This is a genomic window from Rhodococcus sp. NPDC003382 (genome assembly GCF_053589135.1).
Map to the genome: position 1 here is coordinate 81,583 of NZ_JBSFRH010000023.1, position 19,000 is coordinate 100,582.

Below are 19,000 nucleotides of genomic sequence, written 5' to 3' on the forward strand. Positions count from 1 at the left end.
GTCAAGGGTTGCGGGCTGGCCGCGTTCGCCACGGAGCCGGCCCCGAGCCTCTACGATCGGGGAATGCTGAACCGGATGCCCGCGGACGAGCGTCGCGCCCAGCTGATCGAATCCGCACTCGATCTCGCGGAGCGCGGGGGAGTCGGCGCGGTCACGGTGCGGGCGGTCGCGGAGAACGCCGGTGTGTCCCTCGGCGTGGTGCACTACTGCTTCGAAAGCAAGGAAGCGCTCGTCGTCGCGATGGGCGAAACCCTCATCCGCCAGCTCAGCGAGACTCTCCACGTCGCGTTCGACCTGCCGCACGACGGCCCGGATCCGCAGGGAATACGCGGGCTCCGGCAACTCCTGTATGCGGGGCTCAACGCGATGTGGCCGATGATCGAGGCGACCGCGAACCGGCAGATCCTCACCTACGAGATCACCACCTATTCGCTGCGGCAGCGGGCCTCGGACTCCGAGCCCGGCGGCCGGATCGCCGCCGAGCAGTACCGGATCATGGACGTCGAGGCGTGCCGGTTCCTCTCCGACTGCGCCGAACGCACCGGGACGACGTGGACCGAACCGATCGAGGACATCGCCCGGATGGCGCTGGCGATGATCGACGGCCTGGTGCTGCGCTGGCTCGTCGATCGCAACGGCGACTTCATCGTCGCCGAACTCGACGACATGGCCGGGATCATCGCCTCCCGTGCGGCCGAGAAGTCCTGAACGAACACCGCTCGGGGTGATCGCCCCGTCCGGCGAGCAAGGAACTGGACAAGCGTCCATTCCGGTGTTCGACTTGTTCCCCGACGCTTGCCCGTCCCTGCCTCGACGATTGGACCCGCCGTGACTTCGCCCCTCGATCGGCTCGACACCGCGACCGCCGACCTCGATCCGCCCTTCGCCGCCGCCGACCTGGCCACCGTGCGCCGCAACGCAGCCGACCTGATCCGGCGCGCAGGCGGTACGCCTGTGCGGGTTGCGAGCAAATCGGTCCGCTGCCGCGCGATCCTCGAGGAGGTCCTGGGTGCCGACCTGACCGGTTCGAACGGCACCTTCCGGGGCATCATGGCCTATTCGCTGCGCGAAGCGCTGTGGCTGGTCGAGCGCGGTGCCCGCGACGTACTGCTCGGCTATCCGACGGTCGATCGCGGTGCGCTCGCCGAACTGGCCTCGCGACCCGAGGCGCTCGACGCGATCACCCTGATGATCGACTCCACCGCCCAGCTCGGGCTCGCGCGCGACGCGTTCGGCAGCGGCCGGGTGCGCCCGCGGGTGTGCCTCGACATCGACGCGTCGCTGCGCATCGGACCCGTGCACCTGGGAGTGCGCCGCTCCCCGCTGCGCGGTCCGGACGACGCCGCGCAACTCGCGCGGTGCGCGACCACCGCCGGATTCTCCGTGGTCGGGGTCATGTTCTACGAGGCGCAGATCGCCGGCCTGCCCGATTCGTCGCTGCCCGTGCGGCTGGTCAAGCGGGCGTCGGCGCAGGAACTCGCGACCCGCCGCCGCATCGTCGTCGACGCCGTCCGGGCCACGGTCGGCGACCTCGAGATCGTCAACAGCGGCGGCACCGGCTCGCTCGAAGTGAGTTCCGCGGATCCGGTTGTCACCGAGGTGACCGCCGGATCCGGGTTGTACGTGCCGACCCTGTTCGACCGCTACCGCGCCTTCACGCCGCATCCCGCGCTGTTCTTCGCGCTCCCCGCGGTGCGCAAGCCGGCCCCGGCCGTCACCACCCTGTTCGGCGGCGGCTACATCGCGTCCGGGCCCGCCGGGGCGTCGCGCGTGCCGAAGCCGGTGCATCCGGTGGGCTTGCGGCTGCTGCGCAACGAGGGGGCGGGGGAGGTGCAGACGCCGGTCACCGGGCGCGCCGCGTCGGACATCCCGATCGGCGGTCGCGTCTGGCTCCGGCACGCCAAGGCGGGCGAGCTGTGCGAACGGTTCACACACCTGCACCTCGTCGACGAGGACGGCTCACGCCACACCGTCCCGACCTACCGCGGTGAGGGCCACTGCTGGTGACCTCTCGTGCCCGTGCGCGTTTCCGGTAGCGGGGGCTACCGAAAACACGCACGAGGGGCAGGACCGAGAATGAGGCAATGCCGTTCATCGCCGGGGCCACGGGCCGCCTCCACTACCGATCCTGGAACACCGACGCGGCGGACGCCGCCGTCGTCTTCGCGCACGGGATGGGTCAGCACAGCGGTCATTACCACCGGTTCGCCGCCGGCCTGGCCGCCGACCGCATCGGGCTGTGGGGCCTCGACCTGGCCGGTCACGGACTGTCGGAGGGACAGCCGGGGGAGCCGGGAGACGTCGCCGCGCACGCGGCCGATCTCGCCGAGATCACCGGCCTCGCCGAGCAGGACGAACTGCCCCTGGTGGTGATGGGACATTCGCTGGGTGCCGCGACGGTCCTGGCGCTGCTGCGCACCGAGGCGTCCCGGTTCCGCGGTGTGGTGCTGTGCGGGACGCCGCGCACCGCGACCGTTCCCGCGACCGCGGAGGTCCTGAGGTCCGCGGGTCTGCCGGTGCTGGCTGTGCACGGCGTCGACGACCGGCTCGCTCCGATCGACCCGGTCCGCGACTGGGCCGCGACCGTGCCGGGGCTCGAGCTGCGCGAGTACCCGGACGCCGGGCACGATCTGCTGCACGAGCCGGTGCACCGCACGGTGACACGCGACGTCGCGGAGTTCGTGCTCGCGGTGACGGGTCCGGAACGCCGATGAGCGGATGTGCCTCCCCGCGGAGGGGAGGCACATCCGCTCACAACCGGACGAGGGCGATCAGCCGTAGATCGCGGCGATCTCGGCGCCGTGCACCTCGTGGATGATGTTGCGCTTGAGCTTGAGCGTCGGGGTCAGCTCACCGGATTCGACGCTGAAGTCCACGTCGAGGATGCGGTACTTCTTGATCGCCTCGGCCTTGGAGACCTTCTTGTTGGTCTCGGCGACCGCGGCATCGATCTCGGCGATCAGATCCGGGTTCTTGATCAGGTCGGCCACGGTGGCGTCGGCCGGAACGTTGTTGCGTTCCTTCCAGCCGGGGAGCGACTCGGGATCGAGGGTGATGAGCGCACCGATGAACGGCTTGCCGTCGCCGACGACTATGACCTGGCTGATCAGCGGATGTGCCCGCAGCGAGTCCTCGAGGACGGCCGGGGCGACGTTCTTGCCGCCCGCGGTGACGATGAGTTCCTTCTTGCGGCCGGTGATCGAGATGAAGCCGTCGGCGTCGATGGTGCCGATGTCGCCGGTGTGGAACCAGCCGTCGACGATCGCGTCCTTGGTGGCCTGCTCGTTCTGCCAGTAGCCCTCGAACACGACGGGGCCCTTGAGCAGCAGCTCGCCGTCCTCGGCGATCTTCGCGGCGTGGCCGTTGAACGGGCGGCCGACAGTGCCCACCTTCTGGTTGCCCGGCGTGTTCATGATGATGCCGCCGGTGGTCTCGGTCAGGCCGTAGCCTTCGAGGACGTTGATGCCGACGCCGCGGAAGAAGTGGCCGAGGCGGGCACCGAGCGCGGCACCGCCGGACACCGCGGACGTGGCCTGGCCGCCGAGCGCGGCGCGCAGCTTGCCGTAGACGAGCTTGTCGAACAGGGCGTGCTTGAGCTTGAGTCCGAGACCCGGACCGCCGGTCTCGAGCGCCTGGCTGTATTCGATGGCGGTGTCGGAGGCCTTCTCGAAGATCTTGCCCTTGCCGCCGTCGTAGGCCTTCTGCTTCGCGGAGTTGTACACCTTCTCGAACACGCGGGGCACCGAGAGGATGAAGTTCGGCTTGAACACGGCGAACTGGTCGAGCAGCGTGGTCAGGTCCGAGGTGTGCGCGACGGTGACCTTGCTGTCGAACGCCGCGAACGAGATGAGCCGGGCGAACACGTGCGCGAGCGGCAGGAACAGGAGGGTGCGGTTGCCCGCGACCATCGCGTCCGGCAGCTGGAGCGCCGCGGCGGCGGACTCGGCGTACAGGTTGCGATGCTTGAGCTGCACGCCCTTCGGGCGGCCCGTGGTGCCGGAGGTGTAGATGAGCGTGGCCGCGGACTCGGCGGTGACCGACTTGCGGCGCTCCTCGACCTGCTCGTCGGTGATCGCGGTGCCGCGGGCGATCAGTTCCTCGACCGCACCCTTGGCGCCGTCGCCGGGGGCGATGCGCAGGACCTCGCGGACGGTCGGCGCCCCCTCGGCGACCTCCTTGACGACCGCGGCGAGCTCGTCGTTCTCGACGATGAGCAGCGACGTACCGGAGTCCTCGAGGATCCACTGGGACTGGTCGGCGGACGACGTCTCGTAGATCGCGACGGTGGCCCCCCCGGCCGTCCAGATCGCGTAGTCGAGGAGAACCCACTCGTAGCGGGTCGACGACAGGATTGCGACGCGGTCGCCGAGCTCGATCCCGGAGGCGATCAGGCCCTTGGCGACGGCGCGGACCTGCGCGGCGAACTCCTTCGCGGTGACCTTGGTCCACGCGCCGTCGACCAGTCGCTCGAACGGCACGAAGTCGGGCGACTCCTTTTCGTGCCGGAAGACGGAATCCGCCATCGATGCGTCCTCGGGAATCGAGAACGACTGCGGCACGGAAATCTCACTCACTGCTGACCCCTCCATCGTTTTACCTTGGGATGTGCATTGCATCACAGGTTAGGGCGTTTTGCACCTGTCGAGCTGTCCGTTATGCACTGTTTTCGCCGGTCATGGAGGAGTGATTTGTGTTACTTCGGGTACCGCAGGTTACTCGTCGGTAGCCAATGATGCAGGTCACTGGGGTTTCAGCAGCTCGGTCGCTTCCGAATCGGTCAATTGGTGAAAATCTTCGTAGGCCGCACCGACACTGTCCTGATCGGTCGGCTGCTCCGGGCAGACCACCTCGTCCGCGACCGTCCGTATCCGTCGAACCGCCTCCGGAGAGGCGACGGGAATCGCCACGACGACCCGCTCGGCACCTTCGGCGCGGGCGGCCAGGCATGCCGCTGCAGCCGTTGCTCCGGTGGCCAGGCCGTCGTCGACGAGCACGACCGTGCGGCCCGCGATCGGGATGCGGGCGCGGTCGCCGCGCAGCAGGCGGGCCCGCCGCTCCAGTTCGGCGCGTTCGCGGTATTCCACCCGGGCCAGGGAGTCCTCGCCGATCCGGCCGCGGCGCAGGACTTCCTCGTTGAGGATGCGGGCGCCGCCCTCGGCGATCGCGCCCATCGCGAGTTCGGGTTGCCAGGGCACGCCGAGTTTCCGGACGACGAGCACGTCGAGCGGAGCGTCGAGTTCCCGGGCCACCTCCCGCGCGACAGGGATCCCGCCGCGCGGCAGGGCCAGGATCACCGGTTTCGCGTCGCGCAGGTGCCCGACCGAGCGGGCGAGTCGCCGCCCGGCTTCCTCACGGCCGGCATAGCGCACGACTCCAGTATGACCCGGTCGACAGCCCTGTCGTCCCCATCCGCGGACCCGAAAGACAGCCGCGCGCAACCGGCGGCATCGCGCGGCCGTCTCCCTCGTCTGCGGCTGTAGCCGACCCGCCTTCTAGACCAGCTCGCCCGACAGGTACGAGTGGTAAGCGGGCAGGTCGAGCTGTCCGTGCCCGGACAGTCCGATCACGATGACCTCGGGTTCGGTCAGGCCCTTCGCGTACTCGGCGGCCGCGGCGATCGCGTGCGCCGACTCGGGTGCCGGCACGATGCCCTCGGTGCGCGCGAACTGCACTGCCGCGGCGAACGCCTCGGTCTGGGGGACGGCCTTGCCCTCGACGTACCCGAGCTCGACGGTGTGGCTGAGCAGCGGCGCCATGCCGTGGTAGCGCAGGCCGCCGGCGTGGATCGGGTCGGGGATGAAGTCCTGACCGAGGGTGTGCATCTTCAGGAGCGGCGTCAGGCCCGCGATGTCGCCGTGGTCGTAGCGGTACTCGCCCTGCGTGATGGACGGGCACGCGGCCGGTTCGACGGCCACGATCCGCGTCGAGGCGCGCTCGTGCAGCACCTCGCGGATGAACGGGAACGCCAGACCGGCGAGGTTCGAGCCACCGCCCGCGCAACCGAACACGACGTCGGCGTTCTCCTCACCGGCCGCGCGGAGCTGTGCGACGGCCTCGAGGCCGATCACCGTCTGGTGCAGCACGACGTGGTTGAGCACGCTGCCGAGGGTGTAGCGGGCAGCCGGGTCCTTCACCGCGACCTCGACGGCCTCCGACACGGCGATGCCGAGGGATCCCGGGGTGTCCGGGTGGTCGGCCAGGACCTGACGTCCGGCGTCGGTGAGCTCGGACGGGCTCGCGTGCACGGTGCCGCCGTACGTCTCGATGAGGAACCGGCGGTACGGCTTGGAGTCGTACGACGCGCGCACCTGCCAGACCTCGAGTCCGATGCCGAACTTCGCGCACGCGAAGGACAGGGCCGACCCCCACTGGCCGGCGCCGGTCTCGGTGGTGAGCCGGGTGACGCCGTCGATCGAGTTGTAGTACGCCTGCGCGACCGCGGAGTTGACCTTGTGGCTGCCGACCGGGCTCACGCCCTCGTACTTGACGTAGATGTGGGCCGGGGTGCCGAGAGCCTTCTCGAACGCGTGCGCCCTGATCAGCGGGGTGGTGCGGTAGTTGCGGTACACCTCCCGGACCGGCTCGGGGATCTCGATGTCCGTCTCGGTGGACAGTTCCTGCTCGATCAGGCCCTTCGCGAACAGCGGCGCGAGGTCGTCCGCGGTGATCGGTTCCTTGGTGCCGGGGTGCAGGTGCGGCGGCGGAGCGACGGGCAGGTCACCGACGATGTTGTACCAATGGGTGGGGATGTTGACGGGCTCCGACACCGGGTCGTCCTTTCGGTTACGCAACGAGAACCCGTCCAGTGTGCCAACGCACATACCGGGAGTACGCAGGCGGTGGGACCCAGGTCACCGGGGCAGCTGTGGCACCGACGATGCGGGCTCTCCCACGCTCATCCGATAAACTGCAGGTCAAATGAGTGATATTGTGCAAGACCCCGACGCCGAAAACGCCACCCCCACGTTCGCCGATCTCGACATCGATGCCCGTGTGCTGCAAGCGCTTTCGGACGTGGGCTACGAGTCCCCGTCGCCGATCCAGGCGGCGACCATCCCACCACTGCTGGAGGGACGGGACGTCGTCGGTCTCGCTCAGACCGGCACCGGCAAGACCGCCGCGTTCGCGGTGCCGATCCTCTCCCGCATCGACACCGCGAAGAAGCGGCCCCAGGCGCTGATCCTGGCGCCCACCCGTGAGCTTGCGCTGCAGGTCGCAGAGGCTTTCGGCAAGTATTCGGCGCACATCCCCGGGCTGCACGTGCTGCCCATCTACGGTGGCCAGGCGTACGGCGTGCAGCTGTCCGGACTGCGTCGCGGCGCCCAGGTCATCGTCGGCACCCCCGGACGTGTGATCGATCACCTTTCCAAGGGCACCCTCGACATCTCGGAGCTGGAATTCCTCGTCCTCGACGAGGCCGACGAGATGCTCACGATGGGCTTCCAGGAGGACGTCGAGCGCATCCTCGCCGACACCCCCGACACCAAGCAGGTCGCCCTGTTCTCGGCGACCATGCCCGGCGCGATCCGCCGCCTGTCGAAGCAGTACCTCAACGACCCCGAAGAGATCACGGTCAAGTCGAAGACCACGACCTCCTCCAACATCTCCCAGCGCTGGGTGCTGGTCTCGCACCAGCGCAAGCTCGACGCACTGACCCGCATCCTCGAGGTCGAGTCGTTCGAGGCGATGATCATCTTCGTCCGCACCAAGCAGGCCACCGAGGACCTCGCCGAGCGGCTGCGTGCCCGCGGCTTCTCCGCCGCCGCGATCAACGGCGACATCGTGCAGGCCCAGCGTGAGCGCACGATCGGCCAGCTCAAGAGCGGTGCCCTCGACATCCTCGTCGCGACCGACGTCGCCGCGCGCGGCCTCGACGTCGACCGCATCAGCCACGTCGTGAACTACGACATCCCGCACGACACCGAGTCGTACGTTCACCGGATCGGCCGCACCGGCCGCGCCGGCCGCAGCGGCGACGCGCTGCTGTTCGTCGCTCCCCGCGAGCGGCACCTGCTCAAGTCCATCGAGCGGGCCACGCGGCAGCCGCTCGCCGAGATCCAGCTGCCCACCGTCGAGGACGTGAACGCGCAGCGGGTCGCCAAGTTCAACGACGGGATCACCGAGGCGCTCGCGTCGGATCACCTGCAGTTGTTCCGCACGTTCATCGAGGACTACGAGCGGGAGCACGACGTTCCGCTCGCCGACATCGCGGCCGCGCTCGCCGTGCTCTCGCGCGACGGCGAGTCCTTCCTCATGGAGTCCGAGCCCGAGCCGATCGCCCCGCCGCGCCGCGAGCGCGAGCGCGAGCCGCGTCCGCCGCGCCGGTTCGACGACGACGGAGCCTCCCGCGTCGGCCGTGACGGCCAGGAACTGATCACCTACCGGATCGCCGTCGGCAAGCGGCACCGGGTGCAGCCCGGCGCGATCGTCGGTGCCATCGCCAACGAGGGCGGCCTGCGTCGCAGCGACTTCGGGCACATCAGCATCCGGGCCGATCACAGCCTCGTCGAGCTGCCCAAGGACCTGTCGGCGCAGACCCTCGAGGCGCTGCGCGCGACCCGGATCTCCGGTGTCCTCATCCAGTTGCAGCCCGATACCGGCGCCCCGTCGGGACGGCCGGGCTCGTACCGGGCCCGTGACGACCGCGGTGAGCGTCGCGGCGGTGAGCGCCGCGAGTACGGCGGCAAGAAGGACTGGGGCGAGCGCGGCGGCCGCAAGGACTACGGCGACAAGCCCCGTGGCTACAAGGACCGCGGCGACTTCAAGGACCGTGACTTCAAGGACCGCGACAAGGATCGCGGCGGCTTCTCGCACCGCGGCGACCGTGGCGGTCACGGCCACGGCAGCCGCGGCGGCGGATTCCGCGGTCGCGACTGACCGGTCCGGTCGAGTTGTGACGGTCCGGTCCGGTCACATCCTTCCGTAGCGCGCCAGGACGAAGCAGTAGGCACCGTAGACGACGATGCCCAGTCCGGCCGCCCACAGAAGGACCTGTCCGAACGGGGCGGTGCCCAGCGTCTTCAGGGCACCGTCCAGCCCGGTCGCCTTGGCCGGGTCGGACGTGAAGGTCGCGATGATGACCAGGATTCCCGCGCCTGCGATCGCCAGTCCCTTCGCGGTGTAACCGACGACGCCGAGCACCGTCGCGACGCCCGGCACCGGACGGTGCAGGTCGTCGAGGAAGTTCCGGCTCACGCCCTTGTACACGTGGTATCCGCCGATCCCCACGGCAATGAGCCCGGCGACGACGAGCACCGTCTTGCCGGCGCCGGATTGCATCAGCCGGGCGCTCAGCCCGACGCTCTGCTCGCTGCTGGACCGTCCGCTTCCCAGCGCGAACTGCAGGGCGGTGAACGCGAGCGCCGCATACGCGATCGCGACTCCCGCGGACTTGAACCGGTCCAGCGTCGACGGTTCCTCGAGGTCGGACCGTTTACCCATCAACGCTTCGGTCAGCCGCCACAATGCGAGGGCCGCGAGCGTCACCGCGGTGACCCACAGGACGGCGGTGCCCCCGGGCGCCGCGGCCATCGTGGCCAGCGCACCGGACTGGTCGGCGGCACCGGACTCGCCCATGGCGAGCCGCACGACGATGTATCCGATCAGCGCGTGGACGACGCCGCTGGTCGCCTGACCCACCCGGGCCACTCGTTCGAGAGGCGTGTTCTGCGCGGCGCCGGCCGCATCGATTTCCATGTCCCTACCAGGCGTGACCGGCGAGGACGTCGGCCGTGGCACCGTCGATCGACTCGCGGATGATGTCGGCGTGGCCGGCGTGCCGCGCCCACTCCTCGATCTGGTGCAGCAGCAGGAACCGCACCGTGAACGGCACCCCCTGGTCCAGGTAGCGGGCCACGTCGTCGGGAATGTCGACGACGCGGTCGAGATCCGGTTCGTCGCGGACCAGCTGGGCGAGCCGGGCTGCGGCCGCATCGAGCTTCGCGATCTGGTCGGCGACGGTCTCGTCGTCGCCGACGAGCCAGCCCGACGTCCATGCCTCGACCGGGTCGTCGGGGCGGCTGTTGGTTCCGGCGATACGGTCGGCAGCGGCGACCTCGCCGTCGACGACGTGCGCGAGCAGCGACGCCAGGCTCATCGACGACGCGCTCGGCACCGAGCGTGCCTGTTCCTCGGTGAGCCCGGAGACCGCGTTGCGGAACGCGTCGTGCTGGTTGCCGAGGATCTCGAGCAGCAGCTCGGATTCGGTGGGGATGCTCATGCTTCGAGTATCGGGGCGAACGCGGACGAATACTTTCCGGAATCAGCAAACTGGGTGCGATACAGCTGCTCGTAACGGCCACCGGCCGCGAGCAGCTCGGTGTGCGTACCCCGTTCGACGATGCGCCCGCCCTCCACGACCAGGATCTGATCGGCGGCCCGGATCGTCGACAGCCGGTGCGCGATGACCACCGAGGTCCGGCCGGCCAGTGCTTCGGTCAGCGCCTCCTGCACCGCGGCCTCCGAGGTCGAATCCAGGTGCGCGGTGGCCTCGTCGAGGATCACGACGCGCGGGTGTGCGAGCAACAGCCGCGCGATCGTCAGCCGCTGGCGTTCACCGCCGGAGAGCCGGTAGCCGCGTTCGCCGACGACGGTGTCCAGTCCGTCCGGCAACGAGGCGATCAGATCGTGCAGGCGGGCTCGGCGCAGCGCGTCCCACAGCTCGTCCTCGGTGGCCGTCGGCCGGGCCAGCAGCAGATTCTGCCGCACCGACTCGTGGAACAGGTGCCCGTCCTGGGTGACCAGGCCGACCGTGGCACGGATCGACGAGGCCGTCAGCTCCCGCACGTCGATGCCGTTCAGTAGCACCTGTCCGGAATCCACGTCGTACAGTCGCGGAATCAGCTGCGCCACGGTGGATTTTCCGGCACCGGACGAGCCGACCAGCGCCACCATCTGTCCAGGTTCGACGCGGAAATCGATGTCGTGCAGCACGGTTTCGCCGCCGCGGGTGTCCAGGACCGCGACCTCCTCGAGCGACGCCAGCGACACCTTGTCGGCGGAGGGGTAGGCGAAGCTCACGTTGCGCAGTTCCACCGACACCGGTCCCGGCGGCACGTCGCGCGCGCCGGGGGCCTCGACGATCAACGGCTCCAGGTCGAGAACCTCGAAGACCCGCTCGAAGCTGACCATCGCGCTCATGACATCCATCCGGGCGCTGGCCAGGGCCGTGAGCGGCGAGTACAGGCGGGTCAGCAGCATCGCCATCGCCACCACCGAGCCGGCGTCCAGCTGGCCGCGCAGAGCGTAGACGCCGCCGAGGCCGTAGACGAGCGCGAGCGCCAGAGCCGAGACGAGGGTCAGTGCGGTGACGAAGACGGACTGCAGCATCGCCGTGCGGACTCCGATGTCGCGGACGCGTCGAGCCCGGATCGCGAACTCGGCGGATTCGTGGTCCGGCCGGCCGAACAGCTTGACGAGCGTGGCTCCAGGGGCGGAGAACCGTTCGGTCATCTGGGTGCTCATCACCGAATTGTGGTTCGCGGCTTCACGACTCAATCGGGCGAGACGAGTCCCCATGTGCCGCGCGGGAATCACGAAGATCGGCAACAACAGCAGTGCGAGAAGCGTGATCTGCCACGAGATTCCGATCATCACGACGAGCGTGATGACGAGTGTGACGATGTTGCCGACGACACCGGAGAGGGTGTCGCTGAAGGCGCGCTGCGCGCCGATGACGTCGTTGTTCAGCCGACTGACCAGCGCACCGGTGCGGGTGCGGGTGAAGAACGCGATGGGCATGCGCTGGACGTGATCGAACACGGTGGTGCGCAGATCCAGGATCAGGTCCTCGCCGATGCTCGCCGACAACCAGCGATTGGCGATCGCGAGCCCGGCCTCGACGATCGCGATGCCGGCGATGAGCACCGCCAACCCGAGGACCACGGACAGTGCGGCGTGATCGACGATGGCGTTGACGACCCGGCCGGCCAGCACCGGCGTGGCAACACCGAGCGCCGCGATCACGACGCTGAGCACCAGGTAGAACAGGATGTTGCGGCGATGCGGACGGGCGAACGCGCCGATCCGGCGCAGGCTTTCACGTGAGAACGGCCGACGGTCGTTGTGTGCGTGCATCGCGTTGTACATCGCGTTCCACGCGGTGATTTCCATGCTCATCTCGCGGAGCCTCCCTCTCTCGTAGCCCCGACCGTAGAACCTCGAGCAGGCTCGAGGTCAAGGGTAGTCGGCGACACACCTGCCCCACAGCGTGTCGCTCGCGCGTCTCGTGGCGGTGATACCCTCACCCGGCCGGAGGGGGAGCCGGAAGGACGCGAGCGCGTCGTCCACTGAGCGGGGGGAATTTCGAAACGTGACCAGTGCTGTTCCGAGCGAGTCTGCTGTATTCGTCGACGACTACATGGAAGCGATGCTGGGCGAGTCGGGCGGCTCGTCTCCGGGCGCAGGTGACCCAGGGCCGCCGAGCGCAGTCGACCTCTTCCGGGTGAATCCGGAAGAGCTCCGGCGATTGTCCGGATTGCTCGATTCGGCGACGGAAGCGATCGAGGAGCTTTCGGAGGGCCTCGGGCGTGGGGACTCGGTTGTGCGATTCCCCGGAAGTCGTACCGCGCAGGTCAGCGTCGCGGTAGTTCAGGCGCTGAATGCCGCGACCGTTGCCGCGGCAGACCGGATCGCGTACATGTCGGGTCTCGCGAGAGGGTCCGCCGGGGACTACCAGGTCGCCGAGGGCGTATTCGCGGCGCAACTCGCTGCCGTGGGGGACCTCCCGTGACCCCGAGCCGGTCTGAGATAGAGCTGTGGAAATCGTCGGACCTGACCGTGACGGCGTCGAACCTGGACGGGATTCGCCGATCGATCGTCGACGTGGCCGGAACCATGCGCAACGACGTTCGTGCAATGGCTCCGGAATGGACCGGAATCGCCTTCGATGCGGCGGCGCACCGAGCAGACGATGAGTACGACGAAGTTCGGCGCCTTGCGGGAACGGTGCAGGCGATCGTCGACGCCTACGACGGAAGTGCCCGTGAACTCGAATCGATGCTGGAGTTCCTGCGAGCAGTGGTGGCTGAGGCGGAGGAACTGTTCATCGTCGGTGAAGATTGGGCGCTGACCCCGAGGCCTGCGGCCGACGATGAACTCAGGGCTCGCCAGGACGAACTCGCAGACTACTTCGCAGAACGGATTCGGAATGCCGTCGAAGGGATCCGGGCGATCGACGGAAGTCTTGCGGCTGCGTTGGAGGCGCTCGCCGGTGAACTGTCGTCGAACAGCCCGCAGGGCGTGCCCCCGGAGTTGCGGGAGGCTGCTGTTGCGAGTCCGGGACGATTGACCGCTGCCTCGGTCGCATTCGAGGCGATGTTCGGACGACGCCCGGCGAGTACGGTCGACTGGCGTACCGCGATGGCTCTCGACACCACAAGTTATCTGGACAAGAACCAGGGCGTGCGCGCCGAAGTGGTGGTCGGCCGTATCGAACCGGTCCCGGGGCAGGGGATCGTCCGGATGGGTCTCTTCATTCCGGCTGGTGAAGTTGTCAACTTCATTCACAACGATCTCGGTGATGATCGAGACGAGGATCCGACGTTCGATCCGGAACGAACGAGGGTTTCGCTGTACGTGGACTACGAGAACGGCGTCGTGATTGCGCGTCAGAATCCGTCCGTCGGGGTGACAGGCGAAGTGGAAGTCGGTGCTCCTGCGGTGAACGTACAGCAGCTCTCGGACGGGTCGGTACGACTTGTGTACGAGGCGACGAATGCACTGCCGCCTCTCGATTCGGAGGCACTGACGACATTTCATTCCGTGAAAGGGGACATAGTTCTCGCTCCTGGTCCGGAGAGGGTCGGTGTTGCCGCGCAGATCGGGAACTATCCGTCTTTGGAGATCTATCAGGATTCAGTATCCGGCAGTACGCAACAGATCTATATCGACCCGGCTGACAGCGGCTCGAAGTGGGGCCCGCTCGGCAACCTACCGTTCGATCACACTCTGGGCGACTACTCCTCGGCCACAGAACGTTTCGATGGCGTGCAGCCCATGGCGCTCCAAGAAGTGAACCTCGCGTGGGCGCACGGAGGAGGGTCGTGAGGCAGCTGAATGTGACTGGACAGGAACTGAAGCCGCGCGTGGCTACCGACGGGCTGTTCTGGGGATCAGCGACTGTGATGGTACCGATCTCGCTCGCGTTCACGTTTGCGATTGCCATATTCGTTTTCGAGGCGTTCGGGATGGACGACACGAATGAGCCCCAACTACTTGTGGCGTTGGTGGTTCTCGCGGCGATTCTGACACCGCTCGCCTCGGCGGTGCTGCTGCGGACCGCGTCGCGGATCCGCGCCGGGGTCGCGCTGGGGGTCGCGGTGGGATCGCTGGTTGCGATCTACGGCGGTGTGATTCTGGTGGTGCGGTAGTGGTAGCCGACAAGACCCGGATTGCGCCCGGACGAGTGTTCGGCCCGGCGAGTCTGATCGGTGTGGTTGCCGGGATCGTGGTCCAGGCGACCGTACCGTTCTGGGTCCCACGTGAATTCGGCTGGACCGCCCTGGCGTTGCCATTCGTGTCCGGCCTCGTCTGTTGTCTCTTCTCTGGCCGTGTGCGCCATCTCGGTGCAGGGCTGGTCGTGTCGATGGCGACGCTCCCGCTGGCGATTCTCGCGATGTGGACCGCCGGCGCGATCCTGCACGTGATGCGGTATTAACCGAGGTCGACGCTGTCTGGACGCCCCGTTCGGGATGAGTGCCCTACGGGCGCGCCACGTCGATCACGAGGCGGGTCGGGCCGGTCAGGGAGTACACCGAGAACGGCGTGTCGGGATCTTTGATCCCGATGAACGATTGGGTGACGCCCTCGAACACACCTGCGCCGTTGACCTCGACGACCGAGCCGCCGGGCGCCGCGAGCACCGGTTGAGGGCCGGCGTACTGCTCGACGCCGCTGTCGAACGGGTAGGCGGAACCGTCGATGAGAACCTGCAGGATCGCTCCGCCCGCGACCGCGACCTCGTTTCCGCTGCCGTCCTGCACGGCACGGTCGACGTAGCCGACGCGCCAGCCCGGGGCGCCGGTGCCGCCGAGTTCGTACACCACGCGATCGAAGCCGTCGTGGGTGCCGGTGCGGATGTCGGTGACCGTCAGCTTCGAACCGGGCGCTGCCGGTGCCGACTTGGCGGCCGCGTCGACGGGGAGGTTCTTCGCCGCCGCGGGTGCGGTGGTGGTGGGGATCGTGCCGGCCGACGCCGGCGGCGCGGGGCTCTGCGAATCGGCGCACCCGGCCAGGGTCAGGGCCGCGACAGCGGCAAGGGCGACAACGGCGACGCGGCGGTGGTTCATGGGATCGATGTTACGGCTGTGATCCATGGGAATCGGTGATTGGCGAGGCCGCCGCCCGTGCGTCGTACTGCTCACGATTGGCGAGCACTTCGTCCATGTTCGCTTCGGCCCACGCCTTGACCTGCTTCATCAGCGCGTGGAGCGACAGGCCGAGGTCGGTCGGTTCGTACGTGACGGTCACGGGCACGGTGGGTGTGACGGTGCGCGTGACCAGACCGTCGCGCTCGAGGTTGCGCAACGTCTGCGTGAGCATCTTCTGGCTGACTCCCGCGAGGTGCCGGGACAGTTCCGAATACCGCAGCGAACGGGGTGCGCCGGTCTCGTCCCCGAGGGCCGCGAGCACCAGGGCGACCCACTTGTCGGAGATCCGATCGAGCAGTCGGTGGCTGGGGCACGCAGCCAGGAATGCGTCGTATTCGAGCTTGGCCTGTGCCCGTTTGTCGGCCGCGGTCGTCGTCGCCATCGCCGGCTCCTCACCGTAAGCGAAGGAAGTTACGCACTCTCGGGTGCCTACTTACCGATAGAGAGTAGCTCTACGAAAGTGGTGTGTGCCAAGACGAAAGCGAACTCTCCGACGAGGAGGTAGCCATGAGCGCCACCGAACTCCGCACCACCACGTACCGCGCCGCCGTCGTCCGCACGCCCGGCGCGCCCGACGCCGTCGAGGTCGTCGAGGTCCCGCTCCCCGAACCCGGCCCCGGCGAGGCCCGCGTCCGGGTCGCCGCGGCCTCCGTCAACCCCGTCGACCTCACGACCGCGTCCGGATGGTTCCACCAACGGGGACTGATCGATCAACCCGAGCACACCGGCATCGGCTGGGATTTCTCCGGGACCGTCGCCGCCACCGGCCCCGATGTCGACCTGGCCGTCGGCACCCGGGTTGCCGGATTGGTGACCGGTTTCGACCGGGCCGTCGGGACGCACGCCGAGTACGTCCACGTGCCCGCAGCGGACCTCGCCGTGGTGCCCGACGGCCTGGGCCTCGTCGAGGCATCGACAGTGCCGCTCAACGGCCTCGCCGCCGCACAGATCGTCGATCTGCTCGGCGATGCGCCGGCCGCTGGGAGGCTGCTGGTGACCGGTGCGGCCGGCGCGGTCGGCGGATACGTCACGTCGCTCGCCCGGGATCGTGGCTGGCACGTGACCGGCCTGGCCAGAACGTCGGACGAGGAGTACGTCCGCGGCCTCGGCGCCGAATTCACGACCGCCGCCGAACCCGGCTGGGACGCGCTGGCCGACTGCGCGGGACTGCAGGACGAAGGTCTCGGCCTGGTTCGGGACGGCGGGCGCTACGTCGGCGTGCGGCCGGGAGGGGAGCCTGCCGCCGAACGCGGAATCTCCGTCGCCGCCGTATCGGTGCAGGCCGAGGGTGCTCGTCTCGCCGAGCTGCTCGCCCGGACGGCGACCGGCGAACTGCCCGCCCGCGTGCACGCCGTCGTGCCGCTCGACCGGGCCGCCGATGCCTACCAGGCGGCGGGCGAGAGCGGGGTGCGCGGTCGCTGGGTGCTGACGCCCTGACCGGAGCGGCGGGGGTTGACTGTGCGGGGTGAGCGGGCGGACAATTCAACAGACGATGATTTCATCGATCGATGAATTGAGAATCCCATGGATACCTCGAGTCCTGCCGTCGACATCCGCAATCTGAACGTCCGCCGCGGCCCGCACCGGGCACTCGAGGACGTGACCGTCACGATTCCCCGCGGCTCGGTCACCGGACTTCTCGGTCCCTCCGGGTGCGGCAAGACCACCCTGATGAGGTGCATCGTGGGCACCCAGATCATCGAGTCCGGCACGGTCACCGTGCTGGACCGGCCCGCGGGGGAGGCGAGCCTGCGCCGGCGTGTCGGATACGTGACCCAGGACCCCAGCGTCTACCCCGATCTGACCGTCGCCAAGAACGTCGCCTACTTCGCCGCCCTCTACGGACGGTCCGGCGCAGTGGTCGACGAGACGATCGCGGCCGTCGGGCTGAGCAGCCATTCCAAGCAGCTCGCCGGAAATCTGTCCGGCGGACAGCTCGGCAGAGTGTCGCTGGCGTGCGCGTTGGTCGGGGACCCGGAACTGCTCGTGCTCGACGAACCGACGGTCGGGCTCGATCCGGTGCTGCGCGTCGAGCTGTGGGACCACTTCCACATGCTCGCCGATCGCGGTGTGACCCTGCTGATTTCGAGCCACGTGATGGACGAGGCCGACCGCTGCGCGCAGTTGTTGCTGCTGCGCGAGGGGCGGTTGCTCGGCAAGCTCACTCCCGGTGATCTCCGAGAGCAGACCGGCGAATCGCGGCTCGAGGACGCCTTTCTGCGGCTGATCAGGACTCGGGAAGGAGCGCAGTCGTGAATGTCACCATCTATGCCGCCACGACGACGCGGATCCTGCGGCAGTTGCGGGCCGACCATCGCACCGTCGCGATGCTCGTGCTCGTTCCGAGCCTGCTGATGACGCTGCTGTACTTCATTTACCGGAACGTGCCCGCCCCGCCGGTGGGTCCCTCCCTGTTCGACCGGATCGCGATCACGATGCTCGGGATCCTACCGTTCGTGGTGATGTTCCTCGTCACGTCCATCGCGATGCAACGCGAGCGCTCGTCGGGCACCCTCGAGCGGTTGCTCACCACGCCGCTCGCGAAATTCGACCTGCTCGCCGGGTACGGCAGCGCGTTCTCCCTCGCGGCCGCCGTGCAGGCCGGGCTCGCGTGCCTGATCACGTTCGGGTTTCTCGGCCTGACCGCGGCGGGCAGCGTCGCGTGGGTCATCTTCATCGCGGTGCTCGACGCCGTGCTCGGGGTCTCCCTGGGGTTGCTGTGCAGTGCGTTCGCCCGCACCGAATTCCAGGCCGTGCAGTTCATGCCGGTGCTCGTCATTCCCCAGTTGCTGCTGTGCGGGCTGCTGGTGCCGCGGGATCAACTGCCCGTGGTGCTGCAGTGGATCAGCAACGTGCTTCCGTTGAGCTACGCCGTCGAGGCCCTGCAGCAGGTCGCCGCTCATCCCGGGGTGACCGCGGTGATGGCGCGCGATCTGATCGTGGTCGCAGGATTCGTCTTTGTCGGATTGTGGCTGGCCGCGGCCACCCTGCGCCGCCGGACGCCGTGACCGCAACGCGGCCGGGCCGACGTCCCGGTAACTCCGGCAGCCGGGACCGCATCCTCGAATCTGCGCGAGAGTTGTTTGCGGACAACGGTTTCGGAAAGACGACCATCCGGGCGATCGCGGCCCGCGCCGAAGTGGACGCCGCGCTGGTGCACCACTACTTCGGCAACAAGCACGCGCTGTTCGTCGCGGCGATCGCGCTGCCCGTCGACCCCGACGACGTCCTCGCGCCCGTGCGCGCGGCGCCTGTCGACGAGATCGGCCCGCGGTTGGCGACGGCGCTGCTCGGCGTGTGGGACTCCCCGCACCGTGACGCGATCATCGCCGTCTTCCGCACCGTGATCGGTGGTGGTGGCGATGTGGGTCTGCTGCGAACCTTCCTGCTGGACATCGTCTTCGACGAGATCGTGCCCCGCGTGGACCACCCGGCGGGCACCGGTCCGCTGCGCGTCGAACTGGTCGCCTCGCAGATGGCCGGGCTCATGGTGATGCGGTACATCCTGCGGATCGAACCGCTCGCGTCACTGCCCGCCGACCGTGTCGTCGAGATCGTCGGGCCGACCCTGCAGCGCTATCTCACCGGCGACGTGGGCTGACGCCCCCGTGTGCCTTTGTGGCGCCTACCAC

20 protein-coding genes are annotated in these 19,000 nt (G+C 68.6%); 12 read left to right on the forward strand and 8 right to left on the reverse strand.

All coding sequences use genetic code 11. From position 1 onward, the window contains the following. Positions 1–63: 63 nt before the first annotated feature. From ACWDUD_RS17010 to ACWDUD_RS17020, 3 genes are all read left to right on the forward strand, one after another. Complete coding sequence (locus ACWDUD_RS17010) at positions 64–708, forward strand: TetR/AcrR family transcriptional regulator (protein ID WP_450110051.1); 645 nt, start codon at positions 64–66, stop codon at positions 706–708. Between the two features lie 120 nt (positions 709–828). Further along, a complete protein-coding gene (locus ACWDUD_RS17015) occupies positions 829–2,007 on the forward strand; it encodes an amino acid deaminase/aldolase (RefSeq protein WP_450110052.1) in 1,179 nt (392 codons plus the stop codon). Between the two features lie 77 nt (positions 2,008–2,084). Then, the gene (locus ACWDUD_RS17020) at positions 2,085–2,714 is read left to right on the forward strand and encodes an alpha/beta hydrolase (RefSeq protein WP_450110053.1); all 630 of its coding nucleotides are present in this window, start codon (positions 2,085–2,087) and stop codon (positions 2,712–2,714) included. A 57-nt stretch (positions 2,715–2,771) separates the two neighbouring features. Here ACWDUD_RS17020 and ACWDUD_RS17025 read toward each other — a convergent pair whose 3' ends face one another. The 3 genes from ACWDUD_RS17025 to ACWDUD_RS17035 form a co-directional block, all read right to left on the reverse strand. Then, complete coding sequence (locus ACWDUD_RS17025) at positions 2,772–4,574, reverse strand: AMP-dependent synthetase/ligase (RefSeq protein WP_450110054.1); 1,803 nt, start codon at positions 4,572–4,574, stop codon at positions 2,772–2,774. Between the two features lie 165 nt (positions 4,575–4,739). After that, positions 4,740–5,369, reverse strand: a complete 630-nt coding sequence (locus ACWDUD_RS17030; RefSeq protein ID WP_450110055.1) for a phosphoribosyltransferase — start codon at positions 5,367–5,369, stop codon at positions 4,740–4,742. Positions 5,370–5,492: 123 nt separating this feature from the next. Next, positions 5,493–6,767, reverse strand: a complete 1,275-nt coding sequence (locus ACWDUD_RS17035; protein ID WP_197256062.1) for a TrpB-like pyridoxal phosphate-dependent enzyme — start codon at positions 6,765–6,767, stop codon at positions 5,493–5,495. A gap of 151 nt (positions 6,768–6,918) precedes the next feature. On the opposite strand from ACWDUD_RS17035, the gene ACWDUD_RS17040 reads away from it, so the two are divergent. Beyond that, positions 6,919–8,877, forward strand: a complete 1,959-nt coding sequence (locus ACWDUD_RS17040) for a DEAD/DEAH box helicase (RefSeq protein WP_450110056.1) — start codon at positions 6,919–6,921, stop codon at positions 8,875–8,877. A 33-nt stretch (positions 8,878–8,910) separates the two neighbouring features. Here ACWDUD_RS17040 and ACWDUD_RS17045 read toward each other — a convergent pair whose 3' ends face one another. From ACWDUD_RS17045 to ACWDUD_RS17055, 3 genes are read right to left on the reverse strand one after another with little or no spacing between them, the layout of a single operon-like run. Next, complete coding sequence (locus tag ACWDUD_RS17045; RefSeq protein WP_450110057.1) at positions 8,911–9,696, reverse strand: DUF1206 domain-containing protein; 786 nt, start codon at positions 9,694–9,696, stop codon at positions 8,911–8,913. A gap of 4 nt (positions 9,697–9,700) precedes the next feature. Further along, entirely contained in the window at positions 9,701–10,219 is a 519-nt protein-coding gene (locus ACWDUD_RS17050; protein WP_248674299.1) for a mycothiol transferase, read from the reverse strand. Beyond that, positions 10,216–12,117, reverse strand: coding sequence for an ABC transporter ATP-binding protein (locus ACWDUD_RS17055; RefSeq protein ID WP_450110058.1), 1,902 nt, complete (start codon positions 12,115–12,117; stop codon positions 10,216–10,218). The genes ACWDUD_RS17050 and ACWDUD_RS17055 overlap by 4 nt, the downstream gene beginning before the upstream one ends. Positions 12,118–12,310: 193 nt before the next feature. Between ACWDUD_RS17055 and ACWDUD_RS17060 the strand changes: the two genes are divergently transcribed. The 4 genes from ACWDUD_RS17060 to ACWDUD_RS17075 are packed head-to-tail and all read left to right on the forward strand — an operon-like array spanning position 12,311 to position 14,656. Continuing rightward, complete coding sequence (locus ACWDUD_RS17060) at positions 12,311–12,730, forward strand: hypothetical protein (protein WP_450110059.1); 420 nt, start codon at positions 12,311–12,313, stop codon at positions 12,728–12,730. Continuing rightward, on the forward strand, positions 12,727–14,046 hold the full coding sequence (locus ACWDUD_RS17065) for a hypothetical protein (RefSeq protein WP_450110060.1): 1,320 nt from the start codon (positions 12,727–12,729) through the stop codon (positions 14,044–14,046). Before ACWDUD_RS17060 ends, ACWDUD_RS17065 begins: the two co-directional genes overlap by 4 nt. Continuing rightward, positions 14,043–14,369, forward strand: coding sequence for a hypothetical protein (locus tag ACWDUD_RS17070; RefSeq protein WP_450110061.1), 327 nt, complete (start codon positions 14,043–14,045; stop codon positions 14,367–14,369). The genes ACWDUD_RS17065 and ACWDUD_RS17070 overlap by 4 nt, the downstream gene beginning before the upstream one ends. Beyond that, a complete protein-coding gene (locus ACWDUD_RS17075; protein WP_450110062.1) occupies positions 14,369–14,656 on the forward strand; it encodes a hypothetical protein in 288 nt (95 codons plus the stop codon). The genes ACWDUD_RS17070 and ACWDUD_RS17075 overlap by 1 nt, the downstream gene beginning before the upstream one ends. Positions 14,657–14,699: 43 nt before the next feature. Here the strand turns inward: ACWDUD_RS17075 and ACWDUD_RS17080 are convergent, their stop codons facing one another. Both ACWDUD_RS17080 and ACWDUD_RS17085 read right to left on the reverse strand, forming a co-directional pair. After that, positions 14,700–15,287 (reverse strand): AMIN-like domain-containing (lipo)protein, encoded by a 588-nt coding sequence (locus ACWDUD_RS17080; protein ID WP_450110063.1) that lies wholly within the window; start codon positions 15,285–15,287, stop codon positions 14,700–14,702. A gap of 10 nt (positions 15,288–15,297) precedes the next feature. Then, positions 15,298–15,750 (reverse strand): winged helix-turn-helix transcriptional regulator, encoded by a 453-nt coding sequence (locus ACWDUD_RS17085; protein WP_450110064.1) that lies wholly within the window; start codon positions 15,748–15,750, stop codon positions 15,298–15,300. Between the two features lie 125 nt (positions 15,751–15,875). On the opposite strand from ACWDUD_RS17085, the gene ACWDUD_RS17090 reads away from it, so the two are divergent. The 4 genes from ACWDUD_RS17090 (at position 15,876) to ACWDUD_RS17105 (ending at position 18,969) form a co-directional block, all read left to right on the forward strand. Continuing rightward, the gene (locus tag ACWDUD_RS17090; RefSeq protein WP_450110065.1) at positions 15,876–16,805 is read left to right on the forward strand and encodes an NADP-dependent oxidoreductase; all 930 of its coding nucleotides are present in this window, start codon (positions 15,876–15,878) and stop codon (positions 16,803–16,805) included. A gap of 87 nt (positions 16,806–16,892) precedes the next feature. Further along, entirely contained in the window at positions 16,893–17,624 is a 732-nt protein-coding gene (locus ACWDUD_RS17095; RefSeq protein ID WP_450110066.1) for an ABC transporter ATP-binding protein, read from the forward strand. Further along, positions 17,621–18,376, forward strand: coding sequence for an ABC transporter permease (locus ACWDUD_RS17100; RefSeq protein WP_197256087.1), 756 nt, complete (start codon positions 17,621–17,623; stop codon positions 18,374–18,376). The genes ACWDUD_RS17095 and ACWDUD_RS17100 overlap by 4 nt, the downstream gene beginning before the upstream one ends. Continuing rightward, a complete protein-coding gene (locus ACWDUD_RS17105; protein WP_450110067.1) occupies positions 18,373–18,969 on the forward strand; it encodes a TetR/AcrR family transcriptional regulator in 597 nt (198 codons plus the stop codon). Before ACWDUD_RS17100 ends, ACWDUD_RS17105 begins: the two co-directional genes overlap by 4 nt. Positions 18,970–19,000: the final 31 nt, after the last annotated feature.